The sequence below is a fragment of the Mesorhizobium sp. L103C119B0 genome, assembly GCF_000502235.1.
Taxonomy (GTDB): Bacteria; Pseudomonadota; Alphaproteobacteria; order Rhizobiales; family Rhizobiaceae; genus Mesorhizobium.
Map to the genome: position 1 here is coordinate 72,992 of NZ_AYXE01000001.1, position 16,569 is coordinate 89,560.

The window sequence follows — 16,569 nt, forward strand, 5'->3', positions numbered from 1 at the left end:
CAATTTGAGAAAAACTATGAGTGACACTGAGTTAACAAGTAGTGACTTTACCGAAGCCGCCGAGCCGTTCCGGCTCTTTGCTGAGTGGCTGGAGGACGCCAAGAAAAGCGAAATCAACGACGCCAACGGCGTAGCACTTGCAACCGTCGATGCCGACGGCATGCCGGATGTGCGGATGGTGCTGCTCAAGGGTTTCGATGAAAGCGGCTTTGTCTTCTACACGAATTTCGAGAGCGCCAAGGGCCGCGAGATTCTTGGCAGCATGAAGGCGGCGATGTGCTTCCACTGGAAATCGCTGCGCCGCCAGGTGCGCATACGCGGTCCGGTGGAGATCGTCAGCGACGCTGAAGCCGACGCCTATTACGCGACGCGGCCGCGCGGCAGCCGGATCGGCGCATGGGCTTCGAAACAGTCGCGGCCGCTGGAAAGCCGCTTTGCCCTGGAGAAGGCGGTGGCCGAATACACGGCGCGCTACGCTATCGGCGAAATCCCGCGGCCAAAGCACTGGTCGGGCTTCCGCATCGTGCCGCAGGCGATCGAGTTCTGGCACGACCGGCCATTCCGGCTGCACGATCGGCTGGTCTTTTCGCGCAACGCCGAAGGCGGCTGGGACAAGACACGGCTTTATCCCTGAGGAGAGGTTCAGGCCTTCTTGCGCGTCATGAAGGCCGTCAACGCGGCGCGCGCTTCGTCGGACTTCAGCCGCTCGGAGAAATGCTCGCTCTCCACCTTGATGCGGGCGACAAGCTCGTCGCGCGGGGCGCGCATCAGGTCACGCGCAATCTTCAGCGCCTGCGGCGGCTTGGCGGCGATCGCGCCGGCCGCGGCGAGTACCGCGGCTTCTAGCCCGCCCTCCTCGACCACCTCATAGATCAGGCCGGCGGCCTTGGCGCGTTCGGCGGAAAAACCTTCGCCGAGCCCAAGCAGCGCGAAGGCGCCCTGCCTGCCGAGGATGAGCGGCGCCAGCAGGCTGGAGCCCGCCTCCGGCACCAGGCCGAGGTCGACGAATGGTGTGCGGAACACCGTGCGCGGCGTGGCGAAAGTCAGGTCGCAATGCAAATTGAGCGTGGTGCCGATGCCGACGGCAATGCCGTCGACGCCGGAGACCATCGGCTTCTCCGTTTTGGCCAGCGCCATCAGGAAGTCCCAGACCTCGTTGCCGCCTTCACCGCCGGTGGCGATGACCAGGAAATCGGCGAGATCGTTGCCGGAAGAGAAGGCGCCTGAAACACCGAGGAAGACATGGACGCGGACCGCCGGATCGGCATCGCCATCGGCCAGCGCCTTGGACATTGTCGCGTACATGGCGCGCGTCAGTGCGTTCTTCTTGTCGGGACGGTTCATGCGGATGATCTGGATGGCGCCCTGGCGCTCGACGAGAATATGGTCTGTCACGGTCATTCTTCCCTGGTGAGCGCTCTGGTATTCAGGCCGTTATCAGCGCCTTGCCGGCGGTAGCGAGGCTCTCGGCGCCATCGATGACGCGTTCCTTCAAGGCGCTGACTTCGCCGAGCAGGTTTTCGGCGAAAAAGCGGCAAAGGGCGATGCGGCTCTGCTGGGCAAGTCCGCCACGCGCCAGATAGGCGCCGCCGGCAGCAAGCGAGATCAGCCTGAGATAGGGGGTCGCACCGGCTTGCGCTTCGTCCAGACGGCCGTCGGCCAGCAGCTTCTGCAGGAAGCGCGTCGCCTCGGTGAGATCGTCGAACGCCTGGTCAAGCGCTTCGGCGTTGCGGCCGAAGCCCTGCAGGTTCGAGGTCCGCACCTCGTCGGCGATGGCCTTCAGTTCGGCGATATAGCCATGCACATGCTCGCCGCCGCCAAGCGGCAATTTGCGGGCTACAAGGTCGATCGCCTGGATGCCGTTGGTGCCTTCATAGATCGGCGCAATGCGGGCGTCGCGATAGAGCGCGGCCGCGCCCGTCTCCTCGATGAAGCCCATGCCGCCGTGGACCTGGACGCCGAGCGATGCGACATCGACGCCGATATCGGTGGAAAAGGCCTTGGCCAGCGGCGTCAGCAGATTGGCGCGATCGCGCCAATGCGCGGCCTCCTCGCCTGTCGACACACGCGCGAAGTCGATGGCATAGGCGCAGGAATACGAGATGGCGCGGGCGATCTGGGTCAAAGCCTTCATGGTCAAGAGATTGCGCTGCACGTCGGGGTGATGGACGATCGGCGCCATCCCGGCGCCTGAAAAGTCCGATGCCTTGCCCTGGCGGCGCTCATTGGCATAGGCGATCGCCTTCTGCGTCGCGGCTTCGGCCACTGCCACGCCCTGCATGCCGACGCAAAGCCTCGCGTTGTTCATCATGGTGAACATGCAGGCGAGCCCCTTGTTCTCCTCGCCTATCAGCCAACCGATGGCGCCGGGCGCAGCACCCTGGAACCCGTCGCCATAGATCATGGTGCAAGTCGGCGAGGCATGGATGCCGAGCTTGTGCTCGAGGCCGGAACAGAAGACGTCGTTGCGGGCGCCGAGCGAGCCGTCATCATTGACCAGGAATTTCGGCACCAAAAACAGCGAGATGCCGCGCGTGCCGGCCGGTGCGTCGGGCAGCCGCGCCAACACCAGATGGATGATGTTGTCGGTGAAATCATGCTCGCCATAGGTGATGAAGATTTTCTGGCCGAAGATGCGGTAGGTGCCGTCGCCGGCAGGCTCGGCGCGACTGCGCAAGGCGGCGAGATCGGAACCGGCCTGCGACTCGGTCAGGTTCATCGTCCCCATCCACTCGCCGGAGACGAGCTTTGCCAGATACTTTGCCTTCAGCGCTTCGGAAGCATGCTTGTCGAGCGCCTCGACCGCGCCCATGGTCAGCGTCGGGCCGATGCCAAAGGCCATGGCGGCGGAGTTCCACATTTCGAGCGCGGCAACGCCGACCATGGTCGGCAGGCCCTGGCCACCGAATTCTTCCGGTCCCGACAGCGCGTTCCAGCCGCCGTCGATCCAGCTGCGGTAAAGCGCCTTCCAGCCGGGCGGCGTGGTCACGGTCGCATCCTTCAGCACCGCGCCATGCTGGTCGCCGATCTTGTATAGCGGCGCCACTTCCTCGCTGGCGAAGCGGCCGGCCTCGGACAGGATGGCGTCGACAAGGTCTTCGCCGAGGTCCCCGAACGTGCCGCGGTCGAGCGCCGGCTTGAGCCCGGCGACATGCTTGAGCGTGAACGAAATGTCGCCGACCGGGGCCTTGTACATGCCGCTTTCTCCTCCGCTGCTCCGGCCGCTCGATCCTAGGACCCGGGCCGATGCAAAACCATCCGCCTCTGGGCGGCCTCCGACCTTCTTTTTACGTAAACGTCAAACTTTGTCACGCGGATTTTCATCGAACTTCGTCGTCCACAGGTGGAGCGGGAGCGTAGCGGACGCCGAGTACCATGTCGCGACCTCGCGCTAGGGGCGCAACGGTGCAGAATTCCGCGCCGTGGCAGCGCTTCGAAGTCGCGGAATGCATACTATGGTCCGCGCCGCGTCGCTTCGCTCCTTGCTTCGCCATAGAATGACGAAATCGCGAGAGCGACAGGACTCCTGCCCGAAAGCACTTCCTTAACCATACCGGTCCACCATCGGTGTTTGGTCAGCGGGGATCCCCTGTTTGAAAACGCCGGCGCATCTTCTTCGCCGCTCAGCGATCGCTCTCGCGGCGATGATGGCGCTGACGTCAGCGGCTACAGCCTCGGACTTTTCCGAGCCTTGGCGGGATGGCGACCGCGCGCTGGTGGTCGACGCCTATGAATACAATTCCATCGACTGGGCGCAGCTTGCCACCGACAAGCGCATTGTCGGCTTCATCAACAAGGCCTCCGACGGGCTGCCGCCGCCCTATTTCTGCTACGGCGACGAGCCTACGGTCAAACTCTGCAAGACATTGTGGAAACGCTTTGCGGTGACGCGCGAGCTGTTTCAGACGCGCAAGGTGGTGGCCAAGGCGCTCGGCCTGAGATGGGGCGCGTATCATCTTGCCCGCCCCGGCAATCCGCTCGAGCAGGCCAACAGTTTCATCGATTTCGCCGAGCCAGCCCCTGACGATCTGCTCGCCCTCGATCTCGAAGGCAACGACCCCTCGCAATGGATGTCGCTCGAGGATGCCGAGGAATTCGTGCGCCAGGTGCACCGGCGGCTCGGCCGTTTCCCGATCCTCTACACCAACGGCAAGACCGCCCAGTACATCGCCGACAACCGCTACCAATACCGTCTGCTGTCGCGGCTGCCGCTCTGGTATGCGCGCTACAAGCCCGACATCGACGTGCATTTTCCGATGGGCAACTGGCAGGGCTATGCGCTGTGGCAGTTCTCGGCGCAGGCCAATTGCGGGCGCCTGCGCTGCCCCTACCGCGTCGCCGGCACGCCCAACGACATCGACGTCAACGTCGCGCCGATGGACGCGGCGGCACTGCGCCAGCAATGGCCCTTCGGCGGCCTGATCGACGTGCCGCCCGACTACCTCGCCTCAATACCGGTGCCGGTGTCGCGCGCGGCCGGGCTCGCCGGCAAAGTCACCATCACATACGCCGATGTGGCGACGCCACCGACGGTCGAGGAAATGGTGGCGGTGCTCGGCGCGCGCTGGCAGACATTCCGCGCCGCCTTCCGCATGCCGGTGGTCAAGACGGTGCCGCGCCGCGCGCGCTTCGGCATTGCCGAGTATGTCGCCTGGAAGCGGACCACGTATCGTTCGGAGGCTCTGCTCGAGGCCGCCTTCTCGCAGGCCGCCGACCCGGTCAGCACCGCTTCGACGGAACTGGTTCGCGAGCGCTGAGGCTTATGTGGCGGCGCTGGCCTTTTCCCGCGCCACCGCCTGCCAGCCTATGTCGCGGCGGCAGAAGCCTTGCGGCCAGTCGATACGGTCGAGCGCGGCGTAAGCGCGGCTTTGCGCTTCGCCCACCGTCTTGCCTGATGCCGTGACGTTGAGCACGCGGCCGCCATTGGCGACCAGCGCGCCGCCATTGATGGCAGTGCCGGCATGGAAAATCTCAACGCCTTCGCCAGCGGCTTCGTCGAGACCCCGAATGACCGAGCCTTTTTCCGGCGTCCCGGGATAGCCCTGTGCCGCCATCACCACGGTCAGCGCGGCATCGTCGCGCCAGCGGATCGAACTGTGCGCCAACTGGCCGTCGACGGCGGCGTTGAGCAGCACCAGCAGATCGTCCTTCAGCCGCATCATCAGCACCTGACACTCGGGATCGCCGAAGCGGGTGTTGTATTCGATCAGCTTCGGCCCCTTGTCGGTGATCATCAGCCCGGCAAACAGAATGCCGGCGAACGGCGCGCCAAGCTCGGCCATGCCGCGCATGGTCGGCTCGACGATCTCGCGCATGGTGCGCTCGACCATTTCGGGGCTCATCACCGGCGCCGGCGAATAGGCGCCCATGCCGCCGGTGTTGGGGCCGGTATCGCCATCGCCGACGCGCTTGTGGTCCTGCGCGGTGCCAAAGGGAAGTGCGGTCGTGCCGTCGCACAGGCAGAAGAAACTCGCCTCCTCGCCGGTCATGAATTCCTCGACTACTACCTCAGCGCCGGCGTCACCGAATGCGCCGTCGAAACAAGCATCGAGGGCGGCGCGCGCCTCGTCCAGCGTCATGGCGATGGTGACGCCCTTGCCGGCGGCAAGCCCGTCGGCCTTGATGACGATCGGCGCGCCGACCTTTTCGACATAGGCTTTCGCCGAGGCAAGATCGGTGAAGCGGCCATAGGCGGCGGTCGGGATGCCGTATTTGGCGCAAAGGTCCTTGGTAAAACCTTTCGAGCCTTCGAGCCGCGCTGCCCGCTTCGACGGGCCGAAGACGCGGATGCCCTGCTCACGCAGATCGTCGGCAATGCCGGTGACCAGCGGCCCTTCCGGCCCGACGACGACGAGATCGATCGCGTTGTCCTGGCAGAAGCTGGCAACAGCGGCACGGTCGGCGATGTCGAGCTTGACCAGTTCGGCCTCGTGGGCGATGCCCGGATTGCCGGGCGCGGCATAGAGCCTGGTCAAAAGCGGCGAGGCCGCGATCTTCCAGGCCAGGGCATGTTCGCGGCCGCCGGAGCCGATTAGCAAAACGCGCATGCCGATGTCCCTTGTCATTTCACGACAGGGACTGCGCTATTGCCCCGGGCGGCGCGGGTCAAGAGTTTTACCTTGCGCCATACCGGTTGCGCACGGGAACGTCGCGCCGAGAGCACGGCGTCCCCGGCCGGTATCAGCTCTGGAAGACCACTGGAAACCAGTCCTCGCGCAGTTTCTGGCCGGGCTTCATGTCATGGCCGGCATAGGGCGGCGAGGTACGGCCGGGGCGCTCGACATAGCGCGCATCGTCGCCGACCCAGCGCAGCGACAGCGCCCGGCGCCGCGCCGCGGTCGGATTGCCGCGCGCACCATGCGCGGTGCGGAAGTCGAACAGGATGGCGTCCCCCGGTTCCATCTCCCATTCGAGCACCTTCAGCGACGGGTCCTTGTCTGGATCCGGCACGGGGAGGTAGTCGCCCTCGCCGGCATAGAAATTGCTGTCATCTAGCCAGCGCAACGGCAGGATCATCTTGTCCCATTTGTGCGAGCCGGCGATCAGCCGCAGCGTCGCTTCCTTGACCGGATCGATCGGAATCCAGAAGCTGACGGTCTGGGTGCCATCGACGAAGTAATACGGGATGTCCTGGTGCCAAGGCGTCGGCTTTTGCGTGCCCGGTTCCTTGACCAGCACATGGTCGTGGAAGAACTGGGCGCTGCGCGACTGCATCGCCGCTGCCGCGAGTTCCGCGGCCGGGGAATTGCGCACCACGTCGACGAATTCGGGAATGCGCTCCCAATTGCAGTAATCGTCGAAGAAGCTGCCCTTGCCGTTGGCGATGTCCGAAGCCGTGGCGCTGCGGTTTTGCATGTTTCGCTCGATGCCGGCGGCGATGGTGCCGACCCAGTCCTTGAAGGCGCCGCGTATGCAGACCGCGCCGTCGCGCTGGTAGTCGGCAATCGCTGCGGCATCAGTATGTCTGGCGGCCATCTCATGTCTTCCCTGTTTCGATGACCGACTATCGCAGCCGCCGCACATCGCGTAAAATAATAACTTCTCATCTCTCTTATAGTTTTAGACTATGAATCTGACCCTCACCCAGCTGCGTTACCTCGTCGCCGTCGCACGGCATGGCAGCGTCACCGCGGCCGCGCGGATGCTGAACGTCTCACAGCCGTCGATCTCGGTGGCGATCGACAATGTCGAAGCGACGCTCGGCCAGAAACTGTTCGTGCGCCAGCGCGGCAGCGGCATCGCGCTGACCCCGTTCGGCCGCAGCGCGGTGGCGAAGGCAAAGCAGGTGCTGGCCGAAGCGGACGAACTGGTTGGGCTCGGGACGCGCGACGCCGATGTCGGGGGCGAACTTGTGCTCGGCTGTTTCGAGGATCTGGCGCCCTATTTCGCGCCGGCGCTGATCCGCGCTTTTTCGCAACGCTGCCCGGCGGTCACCGTGGTGGTCCGCGACGAGACCTTCGAGACGCTGGGCCGGCGGCTCGGCGATGCGGCAATCGATCTCGGCCTGACCTACGATCTCGGCCTGCCCTCGCACTTCGCCCGCATCCTGCTGCATGAGCTGCGGCCACACGCGCTTCTGCCGCAAGGCCACGCACTGGCCAGCCAGGCGAGCGTCAGCCTGGCGGAGCTGGCGACCCATCCCTTGATCACCACTGACCAGCCGCATAGCTGGCAGCATATGCTGGACCTGTTCCTCAGCCGCGGCCTGTCGCCGGTCTCGCAATCGACGGCGAGTTCGTTCGAACTGCAGCGCAGCATGGTCGCCAACGGCTTCGGCGTCGCGGTGAGCTACACCAGGCCCTATGGCGACAGGAGTTATGACGGGCTGCCGCTGGTCTGCAAGCCGCTGTCCGATCCGCTGCCGATGCAGCGCATCATCCTCACCCATGACACAAGGCAAAGGCTGTCGAAGGCGGCGCTGGCCTTCACGGAGGTGGCGAAGGCATGGTTTGCCAGCCACGATGTTTTCACCGCCTGAGCGACAATGCGGCCGCTTGACGGGGCACGCCGCTGCTGCCACTCCAGCACGATGGAAACCATCCAGTCGAAAGCCGCACAGGGCCGCGTCGCCGACGCGCCGAGCGGCCATTGGGTCTACAAGATATTGCCGCGCTGGCTGTGGCCTTACGCGCAGCTTGCGCGCTGGGACCGGCCGATCGGCTGGCAATTGCTGCTGTGGCCCTGCTGGTGGTCGGCAGCGCTTGCGGCCAGCGCCTATCCCCGCCCGGCAGACCCGGTGCTGACATTACTGCCGTCGCCGTGGTTCCTGTTCCTGTTCTTTGTCGGCGCCGTCGCCATGCGTGGCGCCGGCTGCACCTATAACGACATTGTCGACCAGGACATCGACAACAAGGTCGAGCGCACGCGCTCGCGGCCATTGCCGGCCGGCAAGGTGACGCGCCGCCAAGCCTGGATATTCCTGGTCATCCAGGCCTTGCTGGGCCTGGTCGTGCTGTTGCAGTTCAACGACTTCGCCATTCCGCTCGGCATCGTCTCGCTGGTCATCGTTGCCGTCTATCCCTTCATGAAGCGCTTCACCAACTGGCCGCAATTGGTGCTCGGGCTCGCCTTCTCCTGGGGTGCGCTGATGGGCTGGGCGGTCGAGTTCGGCGATCTCGATGGCCCGGCCGTCATGCTCTATATCGGCTCGATCCTGTGGGTGATCGGCTACGACACCATCTATGCACATCAGGACAAGGAAGACGACGCCATCGTCGGCGTGCGCTCGACGGCGCGGCTGTTCGGCGACAACACCAAGACCTGGCTGGTCGGGCTTTATGGCGGCACGCTGGTCTGCTTCGCAATCGCCTTCGCCTCGGCGCAGGCGCCGGTGGTGGCGCTGGCCGGGCTGATCGCCGCCGGCGCCCATATGGCGCGGCAGATAGCGGTTCTGGATATCGACGATCCCGATCAATGCCTGCGGCTGTTCAAATCCAACAACCAGGTCGGCTGGTTGATCTTCATCGGCCTGATCGGCGGTGCGCTGTGGGTGGCGCTAAAGCCGCTGGTTTAATCTCCTTCTCCCCGTCACTACACGGGGAAAAGGTGGCGGCAGCCGGATGAGGGGCAGCGCCAATCTTTGCAGTTGAGGTGAGATGCACAGCGGCGATATTGCGAGAAATGCCTCGGTCAGCGCCGCCCCTCATCGCCCTGCCGGGCGTTGGTCACTCGAAAAGCCAAGCAATTGGCTTTTCGTCCGCTACGCGGACCGCTCCTCAACCCCCGTATAGTGACGGGGAGAAGAAGGCTGTCGTCGGCGGTTTCGCCAATCGCCGGTCAAGCTACTCTCTCGAAATAATCTCCTGGCCGTCGATCACCAGCCTCAGCCCGAGATTGCCGGCCCTGCGGCGGGCGAGGAAGCGCGGGCGGCGCGTGGTCGAGACCCGGCCCTTGCGGCGATCCTTGGCCGGCAGCGCCTTGATGGCGGCGCCGAGCGATTCCTCAAGCGTGCGGGCAATGCCGTCGGATTCGATCAGCAGCATCTGCAGCCGGTAAGCATCGGCCCAGGCGCGCCAGTCGGCGGCGACGTCGTCGAGATCGTCGGCCACCAGCAGCGGCACCGACAGCATCGGGTCGTTGTGCAGGAGTTCGAGGGTTACCGTGACATTGCCTTGCGCATCCTCCATCGCGCGGGCGGCGACGCCGCGAAACGCGTTGGCGGGCAGCGCGATGATCGCCGGCACGCCGCTCATCTCGAGCGTGCGGCGGATGACGGCGCCGCGCTGGTCGATGGTGAAGGTAACGTCGCCATAGTCGTCGCGCGTGGCATAGCTCACCACTTGCGGCAGGCGGAATGGGTCGAGGCGCATGTTGCGCCCGGCCCAGACGGGCTTCAATACACTGTTCATCTGCTGCCTTCCTGTGTTTCTCCTGAGAGCCGTTTTGCGGGTCTCTCCGGGCCGGTTTTCCCGGCCTCGTTGTGTGAAACATTAGCGCGAGCTTCTGCCGCCCGGCTTAAGAAAGTCAGTTAAATTTTGCTGATCTCAGGCATTGGTTATCGGAATGAGACCAGCCACAAAATGTTGAAAGGATCAGATAACCTTACCGGGATTCATGATGCCGGCCGGATCGAAGACGGCCTTCACCCGGCGCATCAGCTCGATCGCCATTGGCGGCGCGGTGGCGATCAGCTCGTCGCGCTTCAACTGGCCGATGCCGTGCTCGGCCGAGATCGAGCCGTGGAAGGAGCGCACGACATCGTGCACGGCATGGTTCATGGCGTGGTAGAGGCCGAGAAACGCTTCGTCGTCACCGCCCTCCGGCCGGGAGATGTTGTAGTGGAGATTGCCGTCGCCCATATGGCCGAAGCAGACCACGCGCGCCTGCGGACTGACCGAAGCCACTGCACCGGCCGCCTTTTCGATAAACGCCGGGATGGATGCCACCGGTACCGAAATATCATGCTTGATCGAAGCGCCTTCGGGCTTTTGCGAATCCGGCAGCACCTCGCGGAAGTTCCAGAACGCGTCGCCCTGCGCCAGGCTGGCCGCGATCACCGCGTCGCCGACGATGCCTTGCTGGAGGCCTGCCGACAGCACTTCTTCGATCAGCCCCCTGGCGTCCTCGGCCGAACGGCCCGACGACACCTGCATCAACACATACCATGGCCAATCCTGCGCCAGCGGCCGCGTGACGCCCTGCGCATGGCGCAGCGTGAAATCATAAGGACGCTGGCCGATCAGCTCGAAGGCGGTGAGTGCCGCCCCTGCCCGGTCCATCGCCAGGCTGAACAGCGAAAGCGCTGCTTCCGGCGACGACAGGCCGGCAAAGGCCACTTCGCGCCCCTTGGGCTTGGGAAACAGTTTCAGCACCGCCGCGGTGATGATGCCGAGCGTGCCTTCGGCGCCGACGAACAGGTTCTTCAGATCGTAACCGGTGTTGTCCTTCTTCAGTTTGCGCAGATCGTCGAACACCTCGCCGGTCGGCAGCACGACTTCGACACCAAGGCAGAGTTCGCGCGCATTGCCATAGGCAAGCACGCCGGTGCCGCCGGCATTGGACGAGAGATTGCCGCCGATCTGGCAGGACCCTTGCGCGGCAAGCGACAGCGGAAACAGCCGGTCGGCGGCGTCGGCGGCTTCCTGCAGCGTCTGCAGGATAACGCCGGCCTCGACGGTTACCGTGTTGGAGAAGACGTCGATCTCGCGAATGCGGTTCAGCCGCGACAAAGAAAGCACGATCTCGCGGCCGGATGCGTCAGGCACCTGGGCGCCGACCAGCCCGGTGTTGCCGCTTTGCGGCACGACCGGCGTTCCCGTCTCGCTCGCCAGCCGCATGATACGGCTCACCTGGTCGACGCTGCCGGGACGCAGCACCAAGGCGGTCCTGCCATGCCACAGACCGCGCCTCTCGGTAAGATACGGTGCAATATCGGCTTGGTCGCTCAGTGCATATTTTTCGCCGACAATGGCAGTGAAGCGGTCGATGAGGGCGGGATCGAGATCGAAGGGGGAGTCGTTCATGGGCGCAAACTATGGCGCTCAGTCGAGCTTGTCACGGGGGGCAGCGGCACGAAACAGCCGATCGTTGATCGCCTCGCCGAGCCCATCGAACGGGATCGGCTCGACGGCGATCGTCGCCGCACCGCTGCGGTCGAGTTCCTGCAGATACGCGAACAGATTGCTTGCGGCTTCGCGCAAATCGCCTGATGCCGACAGGTTGCGCAAGGCGGCCGCCGCTTGCCAGCCTTCGGCGCGGCGGACGCCAAAGGCCAGCAAGGCCTCGCCTTCAACCACGTTTTGCGCGTCGAGCCGCACCGCGGCGCCCGGCGCATAATGCGACGCCAGCATGCCGGGCGCCTCGATGCCGGCCGTCGCGCCGCGCTGCAGCTTGAGGCCGGTGACGGCCTCGATATCGGCGGCAGCGATGCCGCCTGGCCTCAGCAGCCGCACGCTGTTGCCTTCGACCTTGACGATGGTCGATTCCAGCCCGACCGGGGTGGCGCCGCCATCGACCACCAGCCGGATTTTGGCGCCGAGATCGGCCGCCACGGCTTGCGCTGTCGTCGCGCTTATCTTGCCCGAAGAGTTCGCGCTGGGCGCGGCCAGCGGGCGGCCGAGCCTGGCGATCAGCTCGCCGCCGAAGCCCCTCGGCATGCGCAGCGCGATCGTATCGAGCCCGGCGGTGACCAGCGGATGGATGCCGTTGCCGGGTCGGAGCGGCAGCACCAGCGTCAGCGGCCCCGGCCAGAACGCCTCGGCCAGCCGCTTCGAAAGCGGGTCGAAGATCGCAATGCGCTCGGCCATCGCGAGATCGGCGACATGGGCGATCAGCGGGTTGAAGCGCGGCCGGCCCTTGGCTTCGAAGATGCGGGCGACGCCGACGCCATTGGTCGCGTCGCTGGCCAGTCCATAGACGGTCTCCGTCGGGATGGCGACGACGTCGCCGCCCTCGAGCAGCGCCAACGCCTGCTCCATCGCTTCGCCGACGGATAGTATCTCAGCCACTCGCTTCACCTCACAGGCACCGGACCTAAAGCGCGTCGCGCTGAACCGGATTCATGCGACGCGCTTTAGGTCTTTGTTTTGATGCATGTCGTTCTCTCAAAACCGGGGCCACTTTTGAGCGACATGCATTAGAGCGGTTCAGCGGTTCGCTGAAACGCTCTAAGTATTTGTTTTTGCGCAATTCCGGACGGAAAGCCGCTACTCACTTTTCCTGGAATTGCTCTAATACGGCAGTGGTTTTCGGGCAAGCCGGCGTTGGCGAATTATCAATGCCTAAAATGCTACGTTTCCCTGCAAGCCGGCATCAATCCACTGGGGTTAAGGCTATTTGCGGTTAGGGCTGGCGGCTTGTCGGGCAAGGGGACGGTTTCGATGTCGATGCGTGTGCTTGGAGCGCTTGGTTTCACCCTGGCGGCGATGACCGGTGGGGCGCACGCCTCGTCGATCGTCTTTCTCGGCGTCTCGACCTCGACGCCATCAGTCATCAAGGTTGGCGGATCCGAACCGGTCAGGATCGCCTCGTCGCCATCGATCGTCGCGCTCGGCGATGCCCAGCCCGATGTGACTTATGAAAAGGTCGCGGCGATCCCCGAAAAGCCCAGGCAGGACCCGATGATCATTCGCGGCGGCATCGTCGGCGGCGCCTTCGCCGCGCCGGCTCCGGCCAGTGCGAGCACTTCAGCGCCGGCAGCGGAGACGACGGCAGAGACCGCACCAGCAGGAACTGCAACGGCATCGAACGGCAAGCCCGAGTCGCAACCGGCAGCGCCGCAGCCGGCAGCAACACCGCAGCAGCCGATCGAGGGCGTCGGCAAAGCCGAGTAGGCCATTCAGCCAAGACAGTCGGCCAAGACAGTCGGCCGATCCATTCCGCTTGACGCCGATCGACGCCCCGGCGCACGATCGGCTTGGCGGCGGCGGCCCCAATTTCGCCAATCGGGTTTGGCGCGCCGGGTTCTAGGAGAGCGAGGGGTTATCATGACCATGACGAAATCTTTGACTATTGCCGGCCTGTTGCTGGCGTCACCTATAGGTGTCGGCGGCGCGCAGGCCGGTGACGAGCTAGGGTCCTACGTCGCGCGCATTTCCGATCGCGACCACCATGCCAGCGACGGCTATGAACTGAGCAGCGCAGCACAGATGGTGCGGCAGGACCGCGCCAACTGGCACAAGTTCCACCGGCGCGATGCCGACGACCAGGGCGATGACTGGTTCCGCAGCAACGATGATCGCGCGTATCTGGAACGCATGCTGAAGCGCGGTGGCGCGATGAGCTCCTCGACACGGAACGCCATCGTCAATGGCGAGCCGCTGATCCAGGTCGACGTCTATTCAGACAGCGTGCATGTCAGCATTTTGGAGGACTGACGGAGTCAGCCTCGGGAGGACTGAAAACAAGACGGGCGGCGTGTGAACGCCGCCCGTGTTCGGGCTTGTCCGTCCCTTAGCCAGCTATTCTGGAAAAATCCGCGACCTGATCGGTGGCCGTGCGGATGCGAGCCAGCAGCGCCAGGCGGTTGGCGCGCACGGCCTGGTCCTCATCATTCACGAGAACGCGTTCAAAGAATGAATCAACCGGTTCACGCAACACGCTAAGCGCCAGCATGGCGGCGGAAAAGTCTTCGTTTTGAATCGCTTCGCCGGCTTCTCTCTCCGCCTGATTCACCGCCGCAAACAGCGATTTCTCGGCCTCCTCGCGAAACAGCGCCGGCTCAACAGTCGCGGCGACGAGCGTTTTCTTCTTCTCCTCGGCGGCCAGAATGTTGGCCGCGCGCTTGGTGCCGGCGAGCAGGTTCTTGCCATTCTCGGTGTCGAGGAAGGAGCCCAACGCTTCGACGCGGCGGACGATCTGCAGGAGGTCGTCCGACTGCGATTGGCCGATCTCCCCCCTTGTGGGGGAGATGCCCGGCAGGGCAGAGGGCGGCGCGCCAGAATGAGAGGTCGGCGGGACAGCGCCCCCCTTTGTCGGCTTCGCCGCCCCCACAATGGGGGAGATTGGCGCGCTTCCACCACCTGCCAGCACGGCGTCAATGAGATCATGCCGAGCGCCCTGGTCGCGGAGATAGACTTTCAGGCGGTCGTGGAAGAAGGCGAGGAGGTCGGGGCCAAAGGCCCGTCCAGCCTTAGACGCGAGATAACTCGCCGTTTGATAGGCACTATCGAAGAGCGATGTCAGCGGCAGTGAGATCCCGTTCTCGACCAAGATTCTCACCACGCCAAGCGCGGCCCTTCTCAGCGCGTAAGGGTCCTTAGACCCCGTCGGCTTTTCATCAATGGCCCAGAAACCGACCAGCGTATCGATTTTGTCGGCCAGCGCGACGGCAATCGACACCGGATTGGTCGGCACGCTATCCGACGGACCTTGCGGTTTGTAGTGCTCCTCGATCGCCGCAGCCACGGACGGATGCTCGCCCTGCAGCAGCGCGTATTTGCGCCCCATGGCGCCTTGCAGTTCCGGAAACTCGCCCACTGCTTCGGTCGTAAGATCGGCCTTGGCGAGCACCGACGCACGCCCGGCGAGCGCGGTAATCTCCCCCCTTGAGGGGGAGATGTCGCCGAAGGCGACAGAGGGGGTCGTCTCGCGTGGAGCGCCAACTCCCTCTTTCTTCGAGAGACCGGGCGGCGTCGCGGCAGCCGAAGCGACCCCCTCTGGCCTGCCGGCCATCTCCCCCTCGAGGGGGAAGATGGAGTGCGCCACTGTCGGCGCCAGCTCTTCCGCCAGCCGCTTGATCCGCTCCACCCGCTCGCCTTGCGTGCCGAGCTTGGCGTGGAAGGTGACATTGAGATGGTCGAGGCGGGCCATGCGCTGGTCGAGCGGTTTCTTCAGATCGAGGCCGAACTTTTTTGCCGATGCCTCGAGTTCTCCCAGATCGGGCAGATCGCCCTGGTCGGTCTTCCAGAAATACAGCGCATCCGACAGGCGCGCGCGCACCACCTTGCCGTTGCCGTGCGCGATCTCCTTGCCGCCGTCCTTGGCCTCGATGTTGGCGGTGAGGATGAAGCGGTTGGAAAGGTTTTCGCCGTCGCCCTGCGGCCGGGTGACAAAGCATTTCTGATTGGCGCGGATGGTCAGCCGGACCACTTCTGGCGGAATGGCAAGAAAGGCCTGCTCGAATTCGCCCATCAGCACCACCGGCCATTCGACCAGGCCCGACACTTCTTCCAGCAGCCCTTCGTCCTCGACCAGATCGAGCCCGTTGGCGAAGGCGAGGTTGCGGGCGTCGGCAAGGATGATCTCCTTGCGCCGGTCGCCATCGAGCACGACCTTCGCTGCTTCGAGCTTGGTCACGTAATCGTCGAAGCGACGCACGGTGATTTCACCCGGCGCCATGAAACGATGGCCGTAGGTGATATTGCCCGAGCGGATGCCATCGATCTCGAAATCGACCACCACCGGCTCCTCGGTCTCCGGGCCGAAGGTGCACAGGATCGTCTGCAGCGGCCGCACCCAGCGCAGCGAACCGGGCTTGGCCGAAGCCGGCCCCCAGCGCATCGATGTCGGCCACGGGAAGCTGCGAATGATGGCCGGCACCAGCTCGGCGATGATTTCTTCCGCCGCCCTGCCCGGCTTCGAAATATGGGCGACGTAGAAATCGCCCTTCTTCGGATCGGAATGAACATGCGCCTCGGCAACCGAGGTAAGACCTGCCTTGCGCAGAAAACCCTGCACCGCCTGTTCCGGCCCCGTCGTCGACGGCCCCTTGATCTCCTCGTGGATATCCTTCGAGCGCGCGGTCAGGCCCCTGACATCGAGCGCCAGGCGCCGCGGCGTCCAGTATTCGCGCGCGGCGTCATAGGTCAGACCCGCCTCGACCAGACCGTCGGTCAGCATCTTCCTGAGATCGCCCGCCGCCTTGCGCTGCATGCGGGCGGGGATTTCCTCGGAGCGAAGTTCTAGCAACAAATCCGGCATCAGAGTTTCTCCACCCGCATGCCTTCTCCCTGATTGCGCGTCCTCCCGCCTCCGGCGCTGCGGTTGCGCGGCCGGGCGGGGATTTCCTCGGAGCGAAGTTCTAGCAAAAGATCCGGCATCAGAGTTTCTCCACCCGCATGCCTTCTTCCTGATTGCGCGTCCTCGCGCTTCCGGCGCTGCGGACGCGCGGCTGGGCGGGGATTTCCTCGA

General features: G+C 64.6%; 14 protein-coding genes. 6 read left to right on the forward strand and 8 right to left on the reverse strand.

Going from position 1 to position 16,569, the window contains the following annotated elements; all coding sequences use genetic code 11:
* The first annotated feature begins 4 nt into the window (after positions 1 to 4).
* Positions 5 to 634 carry a pyridoxamine 5'-phosphate oxidase gene (pdxH, locus tag X728_RS165695; protein ID WP_081732290.1) on the forward strand — a complete coding sequence of 210 codons (630 nt, stop codon included), beginning with the start codon at positions 5 to 7 and terminating at the stop codon, positions 632 to 634.
* Between the two features lie 8 nt (positions 635 to 642).
* Here the strand turns inward: pdxH and X728_RS165690 are convergent, their stop codons facing one another.
* Both X728_RS165690 and X728_RS165685 read right to left on the reverse strand, forming a co-directional pair.
* Positions 643 to 1,395 carry a crotonase/enoyl-CoA hydratase family protein gene (locus X728_RS165690; protein ID WP_023709883.1) on the reverse strand — a complete coding sequence of 251 codons (753 nt, stop codon included), beginning with the start codon at positions 1,393 to 1,395 and terminating at the stop codon, positions 643 to 645.
* Between the two features lie 31 nt (positions 1,396 to 1,426).
* Positions 1,427 to 3,196 (reverse strand): acyl-CoA dehydrogenase family protein, encoded by a 1,770-nt coding sequence (locus tag X728_RS165685; RefSeq protein WP_023830293.1) that lies wholly within the window; start codon positions 3,194 to 3,196, stop codon positions 1,427 to 1,429.
* Between the two features lie 448 nt (positions 3,197 to 3,644).
* Here X728_RS165685 and X728_RS165680 point away from each other — a divergent pair, with 448 nt between their 5' ends.
* The gene (locus X728_RS165680) at positions 3,645 to 4,757 is read left to right on the forward strand and encodes a glycoside hydrolase family 25 protein (protein ID WP_023806746.1); all 1,113 of its coding nucleotides are present in this window, start codon (positions 3,645 to 3,647) and stop codon (positions 4,755 to 4,757) included.
* A gap of 3 nt (positions 4,758 to 4,760) precedes the next feature.
* On the opposite strand, the gene purD is transcribed toward X728_RS165680, so the two are convergent.
* Together purD and X728_RS165670 are read right to left on the reverse strand one after the other, a co-directional pair.
* Positions 4,761 to 6,047, reverse strand: a complete 1,287-nt coding sequence (purD, locus tag X728_RS165675; protein WP_023830294.1) for a phosphoribosylamine--glycine ligase — start codon at positions 6,045 to 6,047, stop codon at positions 4,761 to 4,763.
* Between the two features lie 133 nt (positions 6,048 to 6,180).
* A complete protein-coding gene (locus X728_RS165670) occupies positions 6,181 to 6,975 on the reverse strand; it encodes a phytanoyl-CoA dioxygenase family protein (protein ID WP_023830295.1) in 795 nt (264 codons plus the stop codon).
* A gap of 91 nt (positions 6,976 to 7,066) precedes the next feature.
* Between X728_RS165670 and X728_RS165665 the strand changes: the two genes are divergently transcribed.
* Together X728_RS165665 and ubiA are read left to right on the forward strand one after the other, a co-directional pair.
* On the forward strand, positions 7,067 to 7,978 hold the full coding sequence (locus X728_RS165665; protein ID WP_023830296.1) for a LysR family transcriptional regulator: 912 nt from the start codon (positions 7,067 to 7,069) through the stop codon (positions 7,976 to 7,978).
* A 51-nt stretch (positions 7,979 to 8,029) separates the two neighbouring features.
* Positions 8,030 to 9,013, forward strand: a complete 984-nt coding sequence (gene ubiA, locus X728_RS165660) for a 4-hydroxybenzoate octaprenyltransferase (protein WP_023830297.1) — start codon at positions 8,030 to 8,032, stop codon at positions 9,011 to 9,013.
* A gap of 268 nt (positions 9,014 to 9,281) precedes the next feature.
* Here ubiA and X728_RS165655 read toward each other — a convergent pair whose 3' ends face one another.
* The 3 genes from X728_RS165655 to X728_RS165645 form a co-directional block, all read right to left on the reverse strand.
* On the reverse strand, positions 9,282 to 9,848 hold the full coding sequence (locus tag X728_RS165655) for a DUF6101 family protein (protein ID WP_023668457.1): 567 nt from the start codon (positions 9,846 to 9,848) through the stop codon (positions 9,282 to 9,284).
* Positions 9,849 to 10,031: 183 nt separating this feature from the next.
* Positions 10,032 to 11,462: an FAD-binding oxidoreductase gene (locus X728_RS165650; RefSeq protein ID WP_023830298.1), complete on the reverse strand. Its 1,431-nt coding sequence runs from the start codon at positions 11,460 to 11,462 to the stop codon at positions 10,032 to 10,034.
* Between the two features lie 18 nt (positions 11,463 to 11,480).
* On the reverse strand, positions 11,481 to 12,446 hold the full coding sequence (locus tag X728_RS165645) for an L-threonylcarbamoyladenylate synthase (RefSeq protein WP_023727502.1): 966 nt from the start codon (positions 12,444 to 12,446) through the stop codon (positions 11,481 to 11,483).
* 372 nt (positions 12,447 to 12,818) lie between these two features.
* Here X728_RS165645 and X728_RS165640 point away from each other — a divergent pair, with 372 nt between their 5' ends.
* Together X728_RS165640 and X728_RS165635 are read left to right on the forward strand one after the other, a co-directional pair.
* Positions 12,819 to 13,271, forward strand: coding sequence for a hypothetical protein (locus X728_RS165640; RefSeq protein ID WP_023830299.1), 453 nt, complete (start codon positions 12,819 to 12,821; stop codon positions 13,269 to 13,271).
* A 153-nt stretch (positions 13,272 to 13,424) separates the two neighbouring features.
* Positions 13,425 to 13,814: a hypothetical protein gene (locus tag X728_RS165635; RefSeq protein WP_023830300.1), complete on the forward strand. Its 390-nt coding sequence runs from the start codon at positions 13,425 to 13,427 to the stop codon at positions 13,812 to 13,814.
* A 76-nt stretch (positions 13,815 to 13,890) separates the two neighbouring features.
* Here the strand turns inward: X728_RS165635 and glyS are convergent, their stop codons facing one another.
* Positions 13,891 to 16,359 (reverse strand): glycine--tRNA ligase subunit beta, encoded by a 2,469-nt coding sequence (gene glyS, locus X728_RS1000000167580; RefSeq protein ID WP_023830301.1) that lies wholly within the window; start codon positions 16,357 to 16,359, stop codon positions 13,891 to 13,893.
* Positions 16,360 to 16,569 lie beyond the last annotated feature (210 nt).